The organism is Nonomuraea sp. NPDC049725 (assembly GCF_040674795.1).
GTDB classification, from domain to species: Bacteria; Actinomycetota; Actinomycetes; order Streptosporangiales; family Streptosporangiaceae; genus Nonomuraea; species Nonomuraea ceibae.
The window spans coordinates 106,962-124,953 of sequence record NZ_JBFANJ010000016.1; the positions used below are offsets into that span (position 1 = coordinate 106,962).

The 17,992-nt window shown below is 74.6% G+C and carries 16 protein-coding genes; 10 read left to right on the forward strand and 6 right to left on the reverse strand.

Translation table 11 applies throughout. The features are described 5' to 3' along the window. The first annotated feature begins 100 nt into the window (after positions 1-100). Genes AB0J53_RS34265 through AB0J53_RS34295 form a run of 7 tightly spaced genes read left to right on the forward strand, consistent with a single transcriptional unit; the run spans position 101 to position 11,125 of the window. Positions 101-3,718, forward strand: a complete 3,618-nt coding sequence (locus tag AB0J53_RS34265; protein WP_364180212.1) for a nitrate reductase subunit alpha — start codon at positions 101-103, stop codon at positions 3,716-3,718. Then, the gene (gene narH / locus AB0J53_RS34270) at positions 3,718-5,268 is read left to right on the forward strand and encodes a nitrate reductase subunit beta (RefSeq protein WP_364180029.1); all 1,551 of its coding nucleotides are present in this window, start codon (positions 3,718-3,720) and stop codon (positions 5,266-5,268) included. Before AB0J53_RS34265 ends, narH begins: the two co-directional genes overlap by 1 nt. Further along, positions 5,265-5,927 carry a nitrate reductase molybdenum cofactor assembly chaperone gene (narJ, locus tag AB0J53_RS34275; protein ID WP_364180031.1) on the forward strand — a complete coding sequence of 221 codons (663 nt, stop codon included), beginning with the start codon at positions 5,265-5,267 and terminating at the stop codon, positions 5,925-5,927. Before narH ends, narJ begins: the two co-directional genes overlap by 4 nt. After that, positions 5,924-6,616: a respiratory nitrate reductase subunit gamma gene (gene narI / locus AB0J53_RS34280; protein ID WP_364180032.1), complete on the forward strand. Its 693-nt coding sequence runs from the start codon at positions 5,924-5,926 to the stop codon at positions 6,614-6,616. The genes narJ and narI overlap by 4 nt, the downstream gene beginning before the upstream one ends. Next, positions 6,613-8,088, forward strand: coding sequence for a nitronate monooxygenase (locus AB0J53_RS34285; RefSeq protein ID WP_364180034.1), 1,476 nt, complete (start codon positions 6,613-6,615; stop codon positions 8,086-8,088). Before narI ends, AB0J53_RS34285 begins: the two co-directional genes overlap by 4 nt. Next, a complete protein-coding gene (locus tag AB0J53_RS34290) occupies positions 8,085-10,691 on the forward strand; it encodes a multicopper oxidase domain-containing protein (protein WP_364180036.1) in 2,607 nt (868 codons plus the stop codon). The genes AB0J53_RS34285 and AB0J53_RS34290 overlap by 4 nt, the downstream gene beginning before the upstream one ends. Then, entirely contained in the window at positions 10,688-11,125 is a 438-nt protein-coding gene (locus tag AB0J53_RS34295; RefSeq protein WP_357587918.1) for a hypothetical protein, read from the forward strand. The genes AB0J53_RS34290 and AB0J53_RS34295 overlap by 4 nt, the downstream gene beginning before the upstream one ends. A 22-nt stretch (positions 11,126-11,147) precedes the next feature. Here AB0J53_RS34295 and AB0J53_RS34300 read toward each other — a convergent pair whose 3' ends face one another. Beyond that, positions 11,148-11,741, reverse strand: a complete 594-nt coding sequence (locus AB0J53_RS34300) for an ankyrin repeat domain-containing protein (RefSeq protein WP_364180038.1) — start codon at positions 11,739-11,741, stop codon at positions 11,148-11,150. 118 nt (positions 11,742-11,859) lie between these two features. Further along, a complete protein-coding gene (locus AB0J53_RS34305; RefSeq protein WP_364180040.1) occupies positions 11,860-12,384 on the reverse strand; it encodes a heme-binding protein in 525 nt (174 codons plus the stop codon). A gap of 182 nt (positions 12,385-12,566) precedes the next feature. Between AB0J53_RS34305 and AB0J53_RS34310 the strand changes: the two genes are divergently transcribed. After that, the gene (locus AB0J53_RS34310) at positions 12,567-13,715 is read left to right on the forward strand and encodes a sensor histidine kinase (RefSeq protein ID WP_364180042.1); all 1,149 of its coding nucleotides are present in this window, start codon (positions 12,567-12,569) and stop codon (positions 13,713-13,715) included. Continuing rightward, positions 13,712-14,335 carry a response regulator transcription factor gene (locus tag AB0J53_RS34315; RefSeq protein ID WP_364180044.1) on the forward strand — a complete coding sequence of 208 codons (624 nt, stop codon included), beginning with the start codon at positions 13,712-13,714 and terminating at the stop codon, positions 14,333-14,335. The genes AB0J53_RS34310 and AB0J53_RS34315 overlap by 4 nt, the downstream gene beginning before the upstream one ends. Here the strand turns inward: AB0J53_RS34315 and AB0J53_RS34320 are convergent. Next, positions 14,319-14,729: a MerR family transcriptional regulator gene (locus AB0J53_RS34320; RefSeq protein WP_364180046.1), complete on the reverse strand. Its 411-nt coding sequence runs from the start codon at positions 14,727-14,729 to the stop codon at positions 14,319-14,321. The two genes, AB0J53_RS34315 and AB0J53_RS34320, sit on opposite strands and share 17 nt — an antisense overlap. A 49-nt stretch (positions 14,730-14,778) precedes the next feature. Here AB0J53_RS34320 and AB0J53_RS34325 point away from each other — a divergent pair, with 49 nt between their 5' ends. After that, entirely contained in the window at positions 14,779-15,654 is an 876-nt protein-coding gene (locus AB0J53_RS34325) for an NAD(P)-binding domain-containing protein (protein ID WP_364180048.1), read from the forward strand. Positions 15,655-15,663: 9 nt separating this feature from the next. Here AB0J53_RS34325 and AB0J53_RS34330 read toward each other — a convergent pair whose 3' ends face one another. The 3 genes from AB0J53_RS34330 to AB0J53_RS34340 are packed head-to-tail and all read right to left on the reverse strand — an operon-like array spanning position 15,664 to position 17,958. Then, positions 15,664-16,191 carry a DUF1707 domain-containing protein gene (locus tag AB0J53_RS34330; protein ID WP_364180050.1) on the reverse strand — a complete coding sequence of 176 codons (528 nt, stop codon included), beginning with the start codon at positions 16,189-16,191 and terminating at the stop codon, positions 15,664-15,666. Between the two features lie 7 nt (positions 16,192-16,198). Beyond that, positions 16,199-17,017: an ABC transporter permease gene (locus AB0J53_RS34335; RefSeq protein ID WP_364180052.1), complete on the reverse strand. Its 819-nt coding sequence runs from the start codon at positions 17,015-17,017 to the stop codon at positions 16,199-16,201. Then, a complete protein-coding gene (locus AB0J53_RS34340; protein ID WP_364180054.1) occupies positions 17,014-17,958 on the reverse strand; it encodes an ATP-binding cassette domain-containing protein in 945 nt (314 codons plus the stop codon). The genes AB0J53_RS34335 and AB0J53_RS34340 overlap by 4 nt, the downstream gene beginning before the upstream one ends. Between the last annotated feature and the right edge of the window lie 34 nt (positions 17,959-17,992).

A 17,992-nucleotide genomic window follows, 5' to 3' on the forward strand; every position in this document is an offset into this window, starting at 1 on the left:
TAGGGACTTTGGTCCCTGCCGGGACAGGCGCCGACACCACGAGGCTGAACTCATCCGACGGTGAGGAAGACCTGTGACTGATATCGACGCCATCCCCGGCATGGGGCCGCTGCTCGCCGCCCGCGCCTTCTTCACCAGGTCGGAGGTGTCGGCTGACGGCCGCACCCTGCACCAGGTGGACCCGAGCGCCTGGGACCGCTTCTACCGGGACCGGTGGTCGCACGACAAGGTGGTGCGCTCCACCCACGGCGTGAACTGCACCGGCTCGTGCTCCTGGCAGGTGTTCGTCAAGGACGGCCTGATCACGTGGGAGCACCAGGCGACCGACTACCCGTCGGTGGGGCCGGAGTCGCCCGAGTACGAGCCGCGCGGCTGCCCCCGTGGCGCGTCCTTCTCCTGGTACACCTACTCGCCGTCGCGGGTGCGCTACCCGTACGTGCGCGGGGTGCTGCTGGAGATGTGGCGCGAGGCCCGCGCCCGGCTGGGCGACCCGGTGCTGGCGTGGGCGGAGCTGACCGGCGACCCGGAGCGGGCGCGGGCCTACAAGCGGGCGCGCGGCAAGGGCGGCATGGTCCGGGCGAGCTGGGACGAGGCCGTCGAGCTGATGGCTGCCGCGCACGTCCACACGATCAAGGAGTACGGGCCGGACCGGGTGGTGGGGTTCTCCCCGATCCCGGCGATGTCGATGGCCTCGTTCGCCGCGGGCACCCGGTTCCTATCGATGATCGGCGGCACGCTGCTGTCCTTCTACGACTGGTACGCCGACCTGCCGATCGCCTCCCCGCAGGTGTGGGGCGACCAGACGGACGTGCCGGAGGCGGCGGACTGGTGGAACTCCCGCTACCTGATCATGTGGGGCTCCAACATCCCGGTCACCCGCACGCCCGACGCCCACTTCATGACCGAGGCGCGCTACCAGGGCACCAAGGTCGTCGCGGTCAGCCCCGACTACGCCGACAACGTCAAGTTCGCCGACGACTGGCTGGCGCCGCACCCGGGCACGGACGGGGCGCTGGCCATGGCGATGGGGCACGTGACGCTGACGGAGTTCTTCCGCGACCGCACGGTGCCGTACTTCACCGATTACGTCAGGAAATACACCGATCTGCCGTTCCTGGTGGCGCTGGAGCCGCGCGGGGACGCGTACGTGCCCGGCGGGTTCCTGACCGCCGCCGACCTCGGCGAGGAGAGCGAGAACGCGCGGTTCAAGACCGTCCTGCTGGACGAGCCGACCGGCCGCCCGGTCGTGCCGAACGGATCGCTCGGCTTCCGCTGGGGGCAGGAGGGCGAGGGCCGCTGGAACCTCGGCCTGGACGGCGTCACGCCGAAGCTGACGCTGCTCGGCGCGCCGGACGCGGTCGCCGTCGACCTGCCGCGCTTCGACACCGGCGACACCGAGGGCGGCGCCGCGATGCGGCGCGGCGTCCCGGTCACCGAGGTCGGCGGCAGGCTCGTCACCACCGTGTTCGACCTGCTCATGGCCCAGTACGGGGTGGCCCGGGACCTGCCGGGCGAGTGGCCCGCATCGTACGACGACGCCGCCCAGCCGTACACGCCCGCCTGGGCGGAGGAGATCACCTCCGTGCCCGCGGCGACGATCACCCGGATCGCGCGGGAGTTCGCCCGCAACGCCGAGCGCACCCGCGGCCGGTCGATGATCGCGATGGGGGCGGGCACCAACCACTGGTTCCACTCCGACCAGATCTACCGCTCCTTCCTCACGCTGGTGCTGCTGACCGGCTGCCAGGGCGTCAACGGCGGCGGCTGGGCGCACTACGTCGGCCAGGAGAAGGTCCGGCCGGTGACCGGCTTCCAGCATCTGGCGTTCGCCTTCGACTGGCAGCGGCCGACCCGGCACATGGCCGGCACCGCGTTCTGGTACCTGGCCACCGACCAGTGGCGCTACGAGCGGATCGGCGCGGACGAGCTCGCCAGCCCGCTCGGCCCCGGCAGGTTCGCGGGCAGGTCGTTCGCCGACTGCAACGCCCAGGCGGCGCGGCTCGGCTGGCTGCCCTCGCACCCGACGTTCGACCGCAACCCGCTCACCCTCGCCGACGAGGCCGCCGCCAAGGGCGTCCCGGCGGCCGAGCACGTCGTGGCCGAGCTGAAGTCCGGGCGGCTGCGCTTCGCCGCCGAGGACCCCGGCGACCCGGCCAACTTCCCGCGCGTGCTCACCGTGTGGCGGGCCAACCTGCTCGGCTCCTCGGGCAAGGGCAACGAGTACTTCCTGCGCCACCTGCTCGGCGCCGACGCCGAGACCCGCAACGAGGAGGGGCTGCGGCCCGCCGAGGTGACCTGGCGCGAGGAGGCCGCCGAGGGCAAGCTCGACCTGCTGACCACGATCGACTTCCGGATGACCTCCACGGCGCTGTTCGCCGACGTGGTGCTGCCCGCCGCGACCTGGTACGAGAAGCACGACCTGTCCTCGACCGACATGCACCCGTTCGTGCACGCGTTCAACCCGGCCATCGCGCCGCCGTGGCAGGCCCGCAGCGACTACGACGCCTTCCTCACACTGGCCGACCGCTTCTCCGAGCTGGCCGCCGCCCACCTCGGGCGGCGCACCGACGTGCTGGCCGTGCCGCTCGCCCACGACACCCCGGACGAGCTGGCCCAGCCCGGCGGCCGGGTCCTGGACTGGAAGCACGGCGAGTGCGAGCCCGTCCCCGGCCGGACCATGCCGAAGATCGTGACGATCGAGCGCGACTACGCCGCCGTCGGCGAGCGGATGCGCGCCGTCGGCCCGCTCTTCGAGGAGCTGGGCCTGACGACCAAGGCCGTCACGTACGAGGTCGGCCCCGAGCTCGACCACCTGCGCGCCAAGAACGGCGTCACCCCCGGCGGCCGGATCTCCCTGGAGAGCGCCGACCGGATGTGCGAGGCGATCCTGGCGCTGTCCGGCACCACCAACGGCAGGCTGGCCACGCAGGGCTTCGAGACGCTGGAACGGCGCACCGGCACCCGGCTGGCCGACCTGGCCGCCGAGCACGAGGGCAAGCGGATCACGTTCGCCGACACCCAGACCCGGCCGCAGCCCGTCATCACCTCACCCGAGTGGTCGGGCTCGGAGACCGGCGGGCGCCGCTACTCCGCCTTCGTCATCAACGTCGAACGCGACAAACCGTGGCACACGCTGACCGGCCGCCAGCACTTCTTCCTCGACCACGAGTGGATCGCCGAGCTGGGCGAGCAGCTTCCCGCCTACAGGCCGCCGCTCAACATGCGCCGCCACTTCGGCGAGCAGGGCGACGGGGACGCGGCCGAGGTCACGGTCCGCTATCTCACCCCGCACTCCAAGTGGTCGATCCACTCCGAGTATCAGGACAACGCCTACATGCTGGCGCTGTCGCGCGGCGGGCCGACGATCTGGATGAGCGACGCCGACGCGGCGAAGATCGGGGTCGCCGACAACGACTGGATCGAGGCGTACAACCGCAACGGCGTCGTGGTCGCCCGCGCGGTCGTCTCGCACCGGATGCCGGCCGGGACCGTGTACATGTACCACGCCAAGGACCGCAACGTGAACGTGCCGCTGACGGAGAAGTCCGGCAGGCGCGGCGGCGTGCACAACTCGCTCACCCGCCTGCTGCTCAAGCCCAGCCACCTCATCGGCGGCTACGCCCAGTTCACCTACGGCTTCAACTATTACGGCCCGACCGGCAACCAGCGTGACGAGATCACGGTGATCCGCCGGCGCGGCCAGGAGGTGACGTACTGATGCGCGTGCTCGCCCAGGTCGCCATGGTGATGAACCTGGACAAGTGCATCGGCTGCCACACCTGCTCGGTCACCTGCAAGCAGACCTGGACCAACCGGGACGGCGTCGAGTACGTGTGGTTCAACAACGTCGAGACCAAGCCCGGCGTCGGCTACCCCAAGCGCTACGAGGACCAGGAACGCTGGCGCGGCGGCTGGCAGCTCGACCGGCGCGGCCGGCTCAAGCTCCGGGCCGGCGGCCGGGCCAGGCGGCTGCTCAACCTGTTCGCCAACCCCGACCTGCCGCAGCTCGACGACTACTACGAGCCGGCGACCTACGACTACGACACGCTGATCAACGCGCCCGCCGGCCCGCACACCCCGGTCATCCGCCCCAAGTCGGCCATCACCGGCGACGACATGGCCATCACCTGGGGCGCGAACTGGGAGGACGACCTCGGCGGCGCCCCCGAGCACGCCCACGGCGACCCCAACCTGGCCGCGATGGCGGAGAAGGTGCGCCTGGAGTTCGACCGGACGTTCATGTTCCACCTGCCGCGCATCTGCGAGCACTGCCTCAACCCGGCCTGCGTCGCCGCCTGCCCGTCGGGCGCCATGTACAAGCGCGAGGAGGACGGCATCGTCCTGGTCGACCAGGACCGCTGCCGAGGCTGGCGCATGTGCGTCTCGTCGTGCCCGTACAAGAAGGTGTACGTCAACCACCGGACCGGCAAGGCCGAGAAGTGCACGTTCTGCTTCCCGAGGATCGAGGCCGGGCAGCCGACCGTGTGCGCCGAGACGTGCGTGGGCCGGCTGCGCTACATCGGCCTCGTCCTGTACGACGCCGACGCGGTGCTGGACGCGGCCCGGGTCGCCGACCCGCGCGACCTGCTGGAGGCGCAGCGGAAGGTGTTCCTGGACCCGGACGACCCCGCCGTGGCCGAGGCCGCCCGCGTCTCCGGCATCAGCGACGACTGGATCGAGGCGGCGCGGCGGTCGCCGATCTACCGGCTGGCCATGCGCTACCGGGTGGCGCTGCCGCTGCACCCGGAGTACCGGACGCTGCCCATGGTCTGGTACATCCCGCCGCTGTCGCCGGTGCTCGACGCGGTCACCGGGGCGGGCGCCGACGCCGACGATCCCGACAACGTCTTCCACGCCATCACCGACCTGCGCATCCCGCTGGACTACCTGGCGAGCCTGTTCTCCGCCGGGGACACCGAGGTGGTGGCCGGGGTGCTGATGAAGCTGTCGGCGATGCGCGCCCACATGCGGGCCCGGACGCTCGACGGCGCCGTCTCCGGCGACCTGCTGGAGTCCGTCGGCATGCCGGCGGCCGACCTGGAGGAGATGTACCGGCTGCTGGCCATCGCCAAGTACGAGGAGCGCTACGTCGTGCCCGCCGCGCACCGCGAGGACGCCGCCGCGCTGTCCGCCCAGGCCGGCGGATGCCGCCTGGACGGCGACGGCGGGCCCGGCATGAGCGAGTTCCACCCCGCCGCGCTCACCGGCCGCCGCACCGACGGCCGGACGGGCCTGAAGCTCTTCGTGGGCAAGGGAGGCACGCCGTGAAGCTCCTGACCAGGCGCACCCCGCGCGCCGAGGACGCGCCCGGCCGGGCGACCCTGTTCCGGCTGGTCTCCCTGCTGCTGCAGTATCCCGACGCCGGGCTGCTCGACGCCCGCCCCGGGCTCGGCCGCGCCGCCGCGACGCTGCCCGCCTCGCCCGCCCGCGACGCGCTGGAACGGTTCCTGCGCTGGTTCGCCGACGCCGAGCCGATGCCGCTGGCCCGCGCCTACGTCGAGACGTTCGACCTGCGCCGCCGCTCCAGCCTCTACCTCACCTACTACCTGCACGGCGACACCCGCCGCCGCGGCATGGCCCTGCTCACGCTGAAGCAGCGCTACCGGGTGGCCGGGCTCACCCCGCCCGACGGCGAGCTGCCCGACTTCCTGCCCGTGGTGTGCGAGTTCGCCGCCCTGGCCGGGCCCGCCGCCGGCGAGGCGCCGCTGCGCCAGCACCGCAAGGGCCTGGAGCTCATCCGCACCGCCCTGCACGACAGCGGCTCCCCGTACGCGCTCGTCCTCGACGCGCTCTGCGCGGAGCTGCCCGGACTGTCGGCGGCCGAGCAGGCCGCCGTCGCCGACCTCGCGCTCGCCGGGCCGCCCGCCGAGGAGGTCGGGCTCGCGCCGTTCGGGCCGGCCGTGAACGAAATGGAGGCGCGGCCATGAGCGTCGCCCTGTGGGTCGTCGTCCCGTACATCGCCCTGACGGTCTTCGTCGTCGGGCACGTGTGGCGCTGGCGCGTCGACCAGTTCGGCTGGACCACCCGCACCACCCAGGTGCTGGAGAGCCGGCTGCTGCGGCTCGGCTCGCCGCTGTTCCACCTCGGCGTGCTCGCCGCGATCGGCGGGCACGCCCTGGGCCTGCTGGTGCCCAAGAGCTGGACCGAGGCCGTCGGCGTGTCCGAGCACGCCTACCACCTGGTGTCGGTGACCGCCGGGACCGTCGCCGGGGTGATGGTGGTGGCCGGGCTGGCGCTGCTGCTGGCCCGCCGCTTCACCAGCCCGCGCGTCCGCCGCACCACCACCCGCACGGACAAGGCGCTGTTCGCCGTCATGGCGGTGGTGATCCTGCTCGGCATGGCCGGGACCGTGGGCGAGAACCTGATCGGCGGCGGCTACGACTACCGGGCGACGATCGCCGTCTGGTTCCGCGGCGTGCTGACCCTGCGCCCCGACCCGTCGCTGATGACGGGCGTGCCGCTGATCTTCCAGCTGCACGCGCTGTCGGCGTGGGTGTTCCTGGCGATGTGGCCGTTCACCCGGCTCGTCCACGTGTGGTCGGCGCCGGTCGCCTACCTGTGGCGGCCCTACGTCGTCTACCGCCGTCGCACCGCGCGCCCCGGGAGCACCCGGTGACCGGCCGCCGGTTCGCCGCCCCCGGCGGCACGGGCGCGCTCGTCGGCGCCGCCGTCGCCGCCCCGGCGGTCCCGCTCCTGATCCAGGGCGGCATGGGCGTGGGGGTGTCCGGGTGGCGGCTGGCCCGCGCCGTGGCCGCCACCGGGCAGCTCGGCGTCGTGTCCGGCACCGCGCTGGACGCCACCCTGGCGCGGCGGCTGCAGCGCGGCGACCCCGGCGGGCACCTGCGCCGGGCGCTGGCCCGCTTCCCGGCGCCCGAGGTCGCCGAGCGGGTGCTCGCCCGCTACTTCGTGCCCGGCGGGGCCGATCCCGGGCTGCCGTACCGGCCGGTGCCCCGGCTCGGGCTGCGGCCCAGCCGCGCCCGCGACGAGCTGGCCGTGGTCGCGAACTTCGCCGAGGTGTTCCTCGCCAAGGAGGGCCATGACGGCCCGGTCGGGATCAACTACCTGGAGAAGATCCAGCTGGCCACGCCCGCCGCCGTCTACGGGGCGATGCTGGCCGGCGTCGACTACGTGCTCGTGGGCGCCGGCATCCCGGCGGAGATCCCGAGACTGCTCGACGACCTGGCCGCGCACCGGCCCGCCCGCGTCACCGTCACCGTGGCGGGCGGCGACGACACCGGCCACCACGCCGAGCTGGACCCGGGCGCGCTCCTCGGCCTCACCCGGCCGCTCGCCCGGCCCCGGCTGCTGGCCATCGTGTCCTCGCACGTCCTGGCCCTCTACCTGGCGCGCACCCCGGCCACCCGGCCGGACGGCTTCGTCCTGGAGACGCCCGTCGCCGGCGGCCACAGCGCGCCGCCGCGCGGCCGGATGCGGCTCGACGCCGACGGCCAGCCCGTCTACGGGCCGCGCGACGAGGCCGACCCCGCCAAGATGGCGGCGCTCGGGCTGCCGTTCTGGCTGGCCGGAGGCTACGGCACGCCCGGCGGCCTGGCGCGGGCGCGGGCGGCCGGGGCCGCCGGCATCCAGGTCGGCTCGGCGTTCGCGCTGTGCCGCGAGTCCGGCCTCGACCCCGGGCTGCGGCGGCGGCTGCTGCGGCAGGCCGCCGACGGCACGCTGGAGGTCCGCAACGACCCGCGCGCCTCGCCGACCGGCTTCCCGTTCAAGATCGCCGACGTGCCGGGCACGCTGTCGGACGCCACCGTGTACGCCGACCGGCCCCGCCTGTGCGACCTGGGCTACCTGCGCACCCCGTACGTGCGACCGGGCGGCGGGATCGGCTACCGGTGCGCGGCCGAACCGGTCGACGCCTACGTGCGCAAGGGCAGGCCCGCCGAGGAGGCCGACGGCCGCCGGTGCCTGTGCAACGCGCTGCTCGCCGCCGTCGGCCTCGGCCAGCACCGGGCCGACGGCTACCGCGAGCCCGCCCTGCTCACGCTCGGCCAGGACACCGGCTTCCTCACCGGGCTGCCCGAGGACCACTCCGCCGCCGACGTCGTGGACCGCATCCTGCGCGAGGTGACCCGGTGACCAGGCAGGAGATCCCCGTCGAGGTGCGCGTCCGACCGAGCCCGGCGCGCCCGCGCGCGTCGTGGCACCTGCGGGCGAACGCCATCGTCGTCGGCTGGCTCGGCCTGACCCTCACCACGGCGCTCGCGGGCGACGCGCTGCCCGCGCCGCGCTGGCTGCTCGTCCACGTGTTCCTGCTCGGCGCGGTCTCGACCGCGATCCTCATCTGGAGCGAGCACTTCGCCGTCGCGCTGCTGCGCACCCGCGCGCCCGCCCGGCACGGCAGCCTGGCGCGGCTGGCCCTGCTCAACGCCGCGACGGCGGCGATCCTGTACGGGGTCGCCGCCGGCCCGTGGCAGCCCGCCGTCGCCGGGGCGGCCGTGGTGGTGGCGGTCGTGCTGTGGCACGCGTACGTGCTGGTCACGCTGCTGCGCCGGGCGCTGCCGGGCAGGTTCGGGCACGTCATCGGCTGGTACGTGAGCGCGGCCGTGGCGCTGGCGGCCGGCGGCGCGCTGGGCGGGCTGCTGGCCGCCCAGCCCGGCGGCGGCGTGACGCACGAGCGGCTGCAGGCCGCGCACGCCGAGGCGAACGTGCTCGGCTGGGTGGGCCTGACCGTGCTGGGCACGCTGTTCACGCTGTGGCCGACCGTGCTGCGCACCCGCATGCCGGACGGCACCCGCCGCGCCTCCCGGATCGGGCTGTGGCTGGCCGCGCCGGGTCTGGCCGCCGCCGTCGGCGCCCTCGCGGCGGGCTGGCGGTGGGCGGCCACCGCGGGACTGGTCCTGTACGCGGCCGGGGCGCTGACGGCGCTGGCCCCGCTCGTCCCGGCGGTACGCGCGCGGCGCCCGCACACCGGGGCGGCCTGGACGCTGGGGGCCGGTGTGGTGTGGTTCGAGGTCGCGCTGGCGGCGAACCTGGTCGTCGTGGCCACCCGGCCGGCCGGGCAGGTGGCCGCCGCGCTGGAGCCGCTGCTGCCGCTGGTGCTCGCCGGGTTCGTCGCCCAGGTGCTGCTCGGCTCGCTGCTGCACCTGCTGCCCGCCGTGCTCGGCGGCGGCCCGGTCCGGTTCAAGGAGAACGCCGCCCTGCTGGAGCGCGCCTGGAAGGCGCGGCTGGCGGCGCTCAACCTGGGAGTGCCGCTGCTCGCGCTGCCGGTGCCGGAGCCGCTGCGGCTGCTGGGCTGGGCGCTGGTGCTGGCCGCCGTCGCCGCGTTCGTGCTGCTGGCCGTGCTCGCGCTGGTCCGGTCCCGTACCGGGGCGGACCCGGACGGGACGCGGGCCGGGCGCGCGTCCGCGTGGCCCGCGGTGGCCGGGGTGGCGGCCGGATGCCTGCTGACGGCGGGCGCGGTCGTCGTGTCGATGACCGGCACGGGCGGCCCGCCGGTGACCGTCACCGCCACCGGGGCCCGCACCGTGGAGGTGACGCTGTCCGGCATGAAGGTCCGGCCCGCGATGATCGAGGCCCCCGCAGGCACGGTGCTGACGCTGCGCGTCACCAACGCCGACGCCCAGCGGCACGACCTGCGGCTGGCCACCGGCGAGCGCACCCCGCTGCTGGGAGCGGGGGAACGCGCCACGCTGACGCTCGCCCCGCTCGCCGCGCCGGTGAACGGCTGGTGCACGGTCGCCGGGCACCGCGCCGCCGGCATGACCATGCGCATCGTCCCCTCAGGCGCCCGCACCGAGGCCCGGTCCGACGCCGGGTCCGACGCCCGGGCCGCCACCGGGCACGGCGGGCACGCCACGGCGGGCGGCCTCGACCTGGCCGCCCCCATGTCGCCGGGCTGGAGCCCGTACGACGCGGCGCTCGGCCCCGCGCCGGGCGGCACCGAGCACGCCGTCGAGATCCGCGTGGACGACACCGTCGTGCGGGAGGTCGCGCCCGGCGTGCGGCAGCGGGTGTGGACGTTCGACGGCACCGTGCCCGGCCCGGTGCTGCGCGGCAAGGTCGGCGACGTCTTCACCGTCACGTTCGTCAACGGCGGCACCACCGGCCACGGCATCGACTTCCACGCCGGGGCCAACGCGCCCGACGGCGTCATGCGCACCATCGAGCCGGGGGAGCGGCTCACGTACCGCTTCCGGGCCGGGTTCGCCGGGGCCTGGCTCTACCACTGCTCCACCATGCCGATGAGCCAGCACATCGCCAACGGCATGTTCGGCGCGGTGATCATCGACCCTCCCGGCCTGCCCGCCGTGGACCGGGAGTACCTTCTGGTACAGAGCGAGCTCCACCTCGGCGAGCCGGGCGGCGACGCGCAGGTGGCCAAGATCCGCGAGGGCCGGCCGGACGGCTGGATGTTCAACGGCACCGCCGCCGGCTACGACCACGCGCCGCTGACCGCCAGGGCCGGCGAGCGGGTGCGGATCTGGGCCGTGGCCGCCGGTCCCAGCTCGGGCACGGCCCTGCACGTGGTCGGGGCGCCGTTCGACACGGTCTACAAGGAAGGGGCGTACCAGGTGCGCAGGAACGATCCGGGCGGCGCCCAGGTGCTGGACCTGGCCCCCGCCCAGGGCGGCTTCGCCGAGCTGGTCTTCCCCGAGCCGGGCACGTATCCGGTGGTCGACCACACGATGCGGCACGCCGAGGCGGGCGCGCACGGCCTGTTCCGGGTGGGCGCCCGATGACGTGGTGGGCGGTGGTGCGGTTCCTGCACGTGCTGGCGGCGGCGCTGTGGGTCGGCGGGCAGCTCACGGTCTCGCTGGTGGTGCTGCCGCTGGCCCGGCGGCAGCTCGACGACCGGCTGCGGGCCCAGATGCTGACCGCGGTCGGCCGCCGGTTCGGGGTGATCACCGCCGCGGTGTTCCTGCCCGTGCAGCTCGCCACGGGCGTGGCGATCGCCTGGCACAAGGGCGTCACCTGGGACTCGCTGGCCGAGCCCGGCTACGGGCGGATCCTGGCGGCCAAGCTGCTGCTCTTCTGCGCGGTCATGGTGGCCGCCGCGCTGCACGGCTGGGCCAGCGGCGCCGGCCGCCGCGCCCTGGCCCGGGCGCTGGCGATCTCGTCGCTGATCGGGTCGATCGGCGTCATCCTGCTGGCCACCGCCCTGCCCGTGACCTGAGCCGGCGCGGGCCCGGGCGGCGTCAGTGCGCCCCGGCCCCGCGCAGCAGGGCGGCCACCTCGGTCTGCTGCTTGGCGACGGCGTGGGCGAGCGGGGTGACGCCGTCGCGGTCGGCCAGGTCGACGTCGGCGCCTGCCGCGATGAGCAGGCGGACGATCTCCTGGTGGGCGGGGCCGCCGTCGCCCAGGATGACGGCCTCCAGGAGCCCGGTCCAGCCGAGGTCGTTGACGTGGTCGACGTCGATGCCGGTCTTGAGCACCTCGCGCACGTAGTCGACGTGGCCGCGCTCGCAGGCGGGGATGAGGGAGACGCCGCCGTAGCGGTTGCGGATCGTCAGGTCGGGGCCGGCCGGGAGGAGCGCCCGCAGCATCTCGACGCTCCCGGTCACGCCGGTGACCAGCCACGGGGTGTCCTGCCTGGCGTCCTGCGCGTCGGGGTCGGCCCCGGCGGCGACGAGCACCTTGGCGGCCTCGACGTGGTCGGCCGCGGCGGCCAGCAGCAGCGCGGTGCGGCGCTGCCCGTCACGGGACCCGACGTCGGCCCCGGACGCCAGCGCGTCGCGCACCGCGGCGGCGTCACCGCGCGCGGCGGCGGCCCGTAGTTCCTCGTTGAGCACGTTGTCTCCTTTCACACCGTCTCGCGTCCGGGAACCGCAGGCCGCGAGCAGCAGCCCGATCCCGCAGGCCAGAATCGTCCGGCGCCTCATCCCATCATCCTGCACGTCGGAGGGCGGTTCAGCCGAGCTGCCCGGCGACCGCCTTGGCGCCGGCGAGGGCGATGGCCTCGTCGATCTCGCCGCTGGGGGCGCCGCCGACGCCGATGCCCGCGACGGGGGCGCCGCCGGAGGCCACGGGAACGCCGCCGCCCAGGAACAGGGTGCCCGGGATGTCGGCGATGTTCGGGCCGGAGCCGGTCAGGCCCTTGGCGAGCTCGCTGGTCGCCCGGCCGAAGGACACGGCGGTGAACGCCTTGCGCCGGGCCGACTCCTCGGTCTGCGGGCCCGCGCCGTCGCCCTTGAGCACCAGCCGGGTCGCGCCGGACCGGTCGACGATCACCACCGTGACGCGCTGCTTCAGCTTGGCGGCCTCCTTCAGCGCGGCGTCGGCGACCTTGAGCGCGGCGCCGGCCGACAGCGTGCCCGTCTGGACGACGGCTGGGGCGGGCGCGGCGGCCTGGACGGGGGAGGGGGCGGCGGTCAGGAGCGCGAGCCCCGTGACGGCGCCGGCGATCAGGCGGGTGCGGAACGATCCGGTCATCATGTCTCCCAAGGTCAGCGGAGTGAAGCTTGCGGGTCCCAGCCTGCCGCCGGGCGGGCCCGCCGCCATCGCGAGGACGGACGATCCCCGCGCGCCGATCGGCCGGGCGGCCGGTCAACCGATCGGTTGATCCGCCCTCCGACCACAGGGGATAACGTCGGAAGATGAGCGGACGGGGAGGGGTGATGAGGGAGCGCACGTGGCTCAACTGGGCCATGCACGTGGGGTTCTACCTGCTGCTCGTGGCCTCCGCGCTGCGGCTGGTGTCGCGGCACGGGCTGGTCGCGCAGACCGTCGCCGCCCTGGTCGTCTGCGCCGTCCTCGCGGTGGCGTACGCGGTGGGGATCGTGTTCTGGGGCCGGCTCGGGCGCGGCCGGCTGGTGTGGCTCGGCTGCGTGGCCGTGATCTGGCTGGCGCTGGTGGTGCTCGCGCCGTCGTTCAGCTGGTGCGCGGTCCCGCTGCTGTTCGTGTGCCTGCGGCTGCTGAGCGCGCGCGGGTTCGCCGTGGCCGCCGCGACGCTCACGCTGATCGTCATCGCGGCCCAGCTCAAGATCGCCCGGGAGATCGACCCCAGCCTCATCCTCGCGCCGATCGGCATCGCCACGATGACCGCGGTGATCTTCTGGGAGCTCCAGCGGGAGAGCGCCGCCCGGCAGCTCCTCATCGACGACCTGATCCGCACGCGCGGCACGCTGGCCGACTCGCGGCACCGCACCGGCGTCCTGGAGGAGCGAGAGCGCCTGGCCAGGGAGATCCACGACACGCTCGCCCAGGGGCTGACCAGCATGGGCCTGCTGCTGCAGGCGGCCGACCGGATGTGGACGGCCGACCCCGGCCGGGCCCGCGCCCACGTCCGGCGGGCCGCCGCGGCGGCCGAGCAGAACCTCGACGAGGCCCGCCGGTTCGTCCGCGACCTCCAGCCGCCGGGCCTGGTCGACGTGACGCTGCCCGAGGCGCTGGCCCGCCTCGGCGAGAGCGAGGCGGGCGCGGCCCGGGTCCGCTTCCGGCTGGAGGGCGAGCCGTACCCGCTGGAGCCCGACGTGCAGGCGGCGCTGCTGCGGGTCGCCCAGGGCGCGCTCGCCAACGTCCGCGACCACTCCGGCGCCCGCACCGCCACCGTGACCCTGTCCTACCTCGACGGCGAGGTGACGCTGGACGTCTTCGACGACGGGACCGGGTTCGCCGAGCCGGTCCCGGCCCCCGGCCGGGGCTTCGGGCTGCGGGCGATGCGCGACCGGCTGGCGGAGGTGGGCGGCGTGCTGACCGTCGAGAGCGCGCCCGGCGAGGGGACGGCGGTCGCCGCCCGGGTGCCCGGCAGGATCGGGGAGAGATGAGGCTGTTCCTGGTGGACGACCATCCCGTGGTACGGGCGGGGCTGGTGGCGCTGCTGTCCGGCGAGGACGACATGGAGATCGTCGGCGAGGCCGAGGGCGGGGCCGAGGCGCTGCGCGGCATCGCCGCCGCGCGGCCGGACGTCGTGCTCATGGACCTGCAGCTCGGCGACGGCATCGACGGCGTCGAGGTCACCCGGCGGGTCCGCGAGCTGTCCCCGCCGCCGCAGGTCCTGGTCCTGACCACGTACGAGACCGACGCCGACATCATGCGGGCCGTCGACGCCGGGGCCACCGGCTACCTGCTCAAGGCCTGCCCGCCGGAGGAGCTGTTCCAGGGCATCCGGGCCGCGGCGCGGGGCGAGACGGTGCTGTCGGCCAAGGTGGCGACGCGGATGCTGCGGCGGATGCGCGAGCCCGCGCCCGCGCTCAGCGGCCGTGAGGTGGAGATCCTGGAGCTGCTGGCCAGCGGGGCGGGCAACCGGGAGATCGCCAGGCGGCTGTTCATCACCGAGGCGACGGTCAAGACCCACCTGGTGCACATCTACGGCAAGCTCGGTGTCGACACGCGCACGGCCGCCGTCACCGCCGCCGTCGAGCGGCGTCTCATCCGACTCCCGTGACGGCCAGGCCCGCGCCGTGGAAGGGCGGGTAGCTGTCGGCGCTCGTGCGCTCGGCCGCGACGATGTAGCGGGCCAGGGCGTCGCGCGACTGGGCGAGGCGGTCCATCTGGTCCTCCAGCCGCCGCATCCGCGTCCGCATGGCGTCCAGCAGCTCGGGACAGCCCAGCAGCTCAGGCTCCTCCCCGGCCGCGCACGGCAGCAGGTAGGCGATGTCCTCCGACGACAGCCCGGCCCCGAGCAGGTGGCGGATCTGCTTCACCCGCAGCACGGCGTCCTCGTCGTACTCGCGGTAGCCGTTGGACCCGCGCTCGGCCTCCAGCAGGCCCTGGGCCTCGTAGTAGCGCAGCTGGTGGGCGTTGACGCCCGTCCGGCGACTCAGTTCCCCGATCCGCATCGCACCCTCACTTGACCTTCATACCGGTATCAACGTTGACGATGCTGGCATGAACAACGAAACCACCTCTTCCGTTACCGTTCTCGGGCTCGGGCTGATGGGCCGGGCGCTGGCCGGGGCGTTCCTCAGGGCCGGACACCCCACCACCGTGTGGAACCGCACGGCGGCCAAGGCCGGCGAGCTGGTCGCCGAGGGGGCGCGACCGGCTCCCACGGCCGCCGACGCGATCAAGGCGAGCCCGCTGACGATCATCTGTCTCACCGACTACCAGGCCGTGCGCGAGCTGCTGGCCACGGCCGACCTGGACGGCGCCACGCTGGTCAACCTGACGTCGGGCGACTCGGCCCAGGCCAGGGAGACCGCCCGGTGGGCCGGGGAGCGCGGCGCCCGCTACCTCGACGGCGCCGTCATGGCCATCCCGCCGTCCATCGGGACCGCCGGGGCGGTGATCCTGCACAGCGGGCCGCACCAGGACTTCGAGACGCACCGGCCGGTCCTCGAAGCGCTCGGCACCCTCACCTACCTGGGCGAGGACCACGGGCTTGCCTCGCTGTACGACGTGGCCGGGCTGGCCATGATGTGGAGCGTGCTGAACGGCTGGCTCCAGGGCGTGGCGCTGCTCAGGACGGCCGGCGTGGACGCCGCGACGTTCACGCCGTTCACGCGGATGATCGCCGAGGAGGTGGCCGGCTGGCTGCCCGGATACGCCGAGCAGGTCGACGCGGGCTCCTACCCGGCCGACGTGTCGGCCCTGGAGACCGACGTGCGGGCGATGGCGCACCTGGTCGAGGAGAGCGAGGCGGTCGGGGTCAACGCCGAGCTGCCCAAGCTGATCAAGGCGCTGGCCGACCGCGCGATCGCCGCCGGGCGCGGCGGGGAGCAGTATCCGGTGCTGATCGAGGAGTTCGTCAAGCCCGGCGCCTGACCGGAGGCGTCAGCGGCGGGCGTGGCGGATCCTCAGCCGGCCCAGCCCCATGGCCCCGGTGATGCGGATCGTCGGCCCGGCGGCGCCGCCGGAGCGCCGCCGGGGCCGGTAGAGCGGGGCCTTCCAGCCCGTGGCCAGCTCTTCGACGTCGACGATCGCGTCACGCGGCACGGTGATGGTGGCCCGGCCGGTGCCGAGCCGCACCTCGATGTCGACGACCGGATGCTCGATGATCGCGCGGGACAGGTCGAGCCGCACGTGGCCGAGCGCGGACTGGACCTTGAGCGTGCGGGGCACCTGCCAGGGGCCGCGCCGCCGGATCCGCCCGGCGGCCGCGGCGATCTCGGCCGTGGTGCCCGGGTCCTCCTCCGGGAGCGTGGCCAGCGCCGCCCGGAGCTCGCCGCGCGTCCCGGCGGTGAGCAGCCGGTGCAGGAGGCCGTCCATCTCCTCGTGCGTGACGTGGCCGTCGGCGTACGCGTCCCGCAGGCGCCGGACGGCCGCGTCACGGTCCTTCTCGGTGACCACGATCTCCTCCATGACGCGCTCAGCGTCCTTTGCGCGCGTAGGCGCGCAGCGACAGCGGGACGAAGATCAACAGCAGCGCGGCCGACCAGAGCAGGACGGCGGCCACCGGATGCGCGAGCGGCCAGGCCGCGTCCCCGGCCGGGACTCCCGGGCTGCCGGACAGCCGGCGGATGGCGGCGGTGAGCGCGCTCACCGGGTTCCACTCGGCGACGAACCGCAGCCAGGCGGGCATGCCGTCCGTCGGGACGAACGCGTTCGACAGCATCGTGAACGGCAGCCCCAGCGGCACCATCGCCTCGGCGACCTGCTCGTCCTTCACCGCCAGGCCCAGGTAGACGCCCACCCAGCCCAGCGCGTAGCGCAGGAGCACGACGAGCGCGAACGCCTCGGCGGCGGGGAGCAGGCCCTGCTGCGGCCGCCAGCCCACCAGCAGGCCCGTGACCACCATGACGCCCAGCAGCGGCACACCGATCAGGGAGTCGGCCCCGCTGTGGCCGAACGGCACCGCCAGCCGGGCCATCGGCATGGAGCGGAAGCGGTCCATCACGCCCCGGGAGGCGTCGGCGGCCATCCGCCCCATAACCCCCTGCACGGCGGTGAAGGTCACCATCGCGAACAGGCCCGGCATGAGGTACGCGCGGTAGTCGCCGCCGCCCGGCACCTGGATGGCGCTGCCGAAGACGTAGCCGAACAGCACCACCATGACGACCGGGAAGAGCAGCGCGGCGACGATCTGCCCGGGTTCCTGCCGTAACCGGCTCAGCTCGCGGCCGACGAGGGTGAGGCCGTCGGTGAGCGTCCAGCGCAGGCGGTCCAGCGGCACGGGGATCGCGGTCATCGGACGGACTCCTTGCGGTCGGTGAGGCGCAGGAACACCTCGTCGAGGGTGGGGCGGCGCAGGCTCACGTCGGCGACGGCGACCCCGGCGCGGTCGAGGTCGCGCACGATGTCGGCGAGCCGGAGGCCGGTGGCGGGCAGGGCGACGCTGAGCCGGTCGGCGTCGGCCGTCGCGGGCTCGGCGCCGGCCAGGGTGTTCAGGACGGCCGCCGCCGCGGGCCGCGTGGCGGGGTCTTCGAGGACGACGTCGAGGCGGTCCCCGATCGTGGCCTTCAGCTCGTCCGGGGTGCCGGTGGCGACCACTTTCCCGTGGTCGATGACGGCGATGTCGTCGGCCAGCCGGTCGGCCTCGTCCAGGTACTGGGTGGTGAGCAGCACCGTGGTGCCGTCGGCCACCAGTTCGCGGACGCTGTCCCAGATCTCGCCGCGGCTGCGCGGGTCCAGGCCGGTGGTCGGCTCGTCCAGGAAGAGCACGTCGGGGCGGAGGATGAGGCAGGTGATCAGGTCGAGACGGCGCCGCATGCCGCCGGAGTAGCCGCCGACCGGCCGGTCTGCGGCTTCCGTCAGGCCGAAGCGCTCCAGCAGCTCGTCGGCCCGGCGGTGCGCCTGGCGCCGTGGCAGGTGGTAGAGCCGCCCGAACATGCGCAGGTTGCCCCGGCCGGTGAGCTTCTCGTCCACGGCGGCGTACTGGCCCGCGAGCCCGATCCGCTCGCGCACCTGGGCGGCATCGCGGACGACGTCGTGGCCGGCGATGCGGGCGTGCCCGGCGTCGGGGGCGGACAGGGTCGCCAGGATGCGCACCGCCGTGGTCTTCCCGGCGCCGTTGGGCCCCAGCAGGCCGCAGACCGTTCCTCTCGGGACGCTCAGGTCCAGGCCCCGCAGGGCGTGGGTGTCGCCGAAGGACTTGCGCAGCCCTTCGGCGACCACGATGGGATCAGACACGGACACCTCCACTGGGTACGTTGTACGCGGTTAT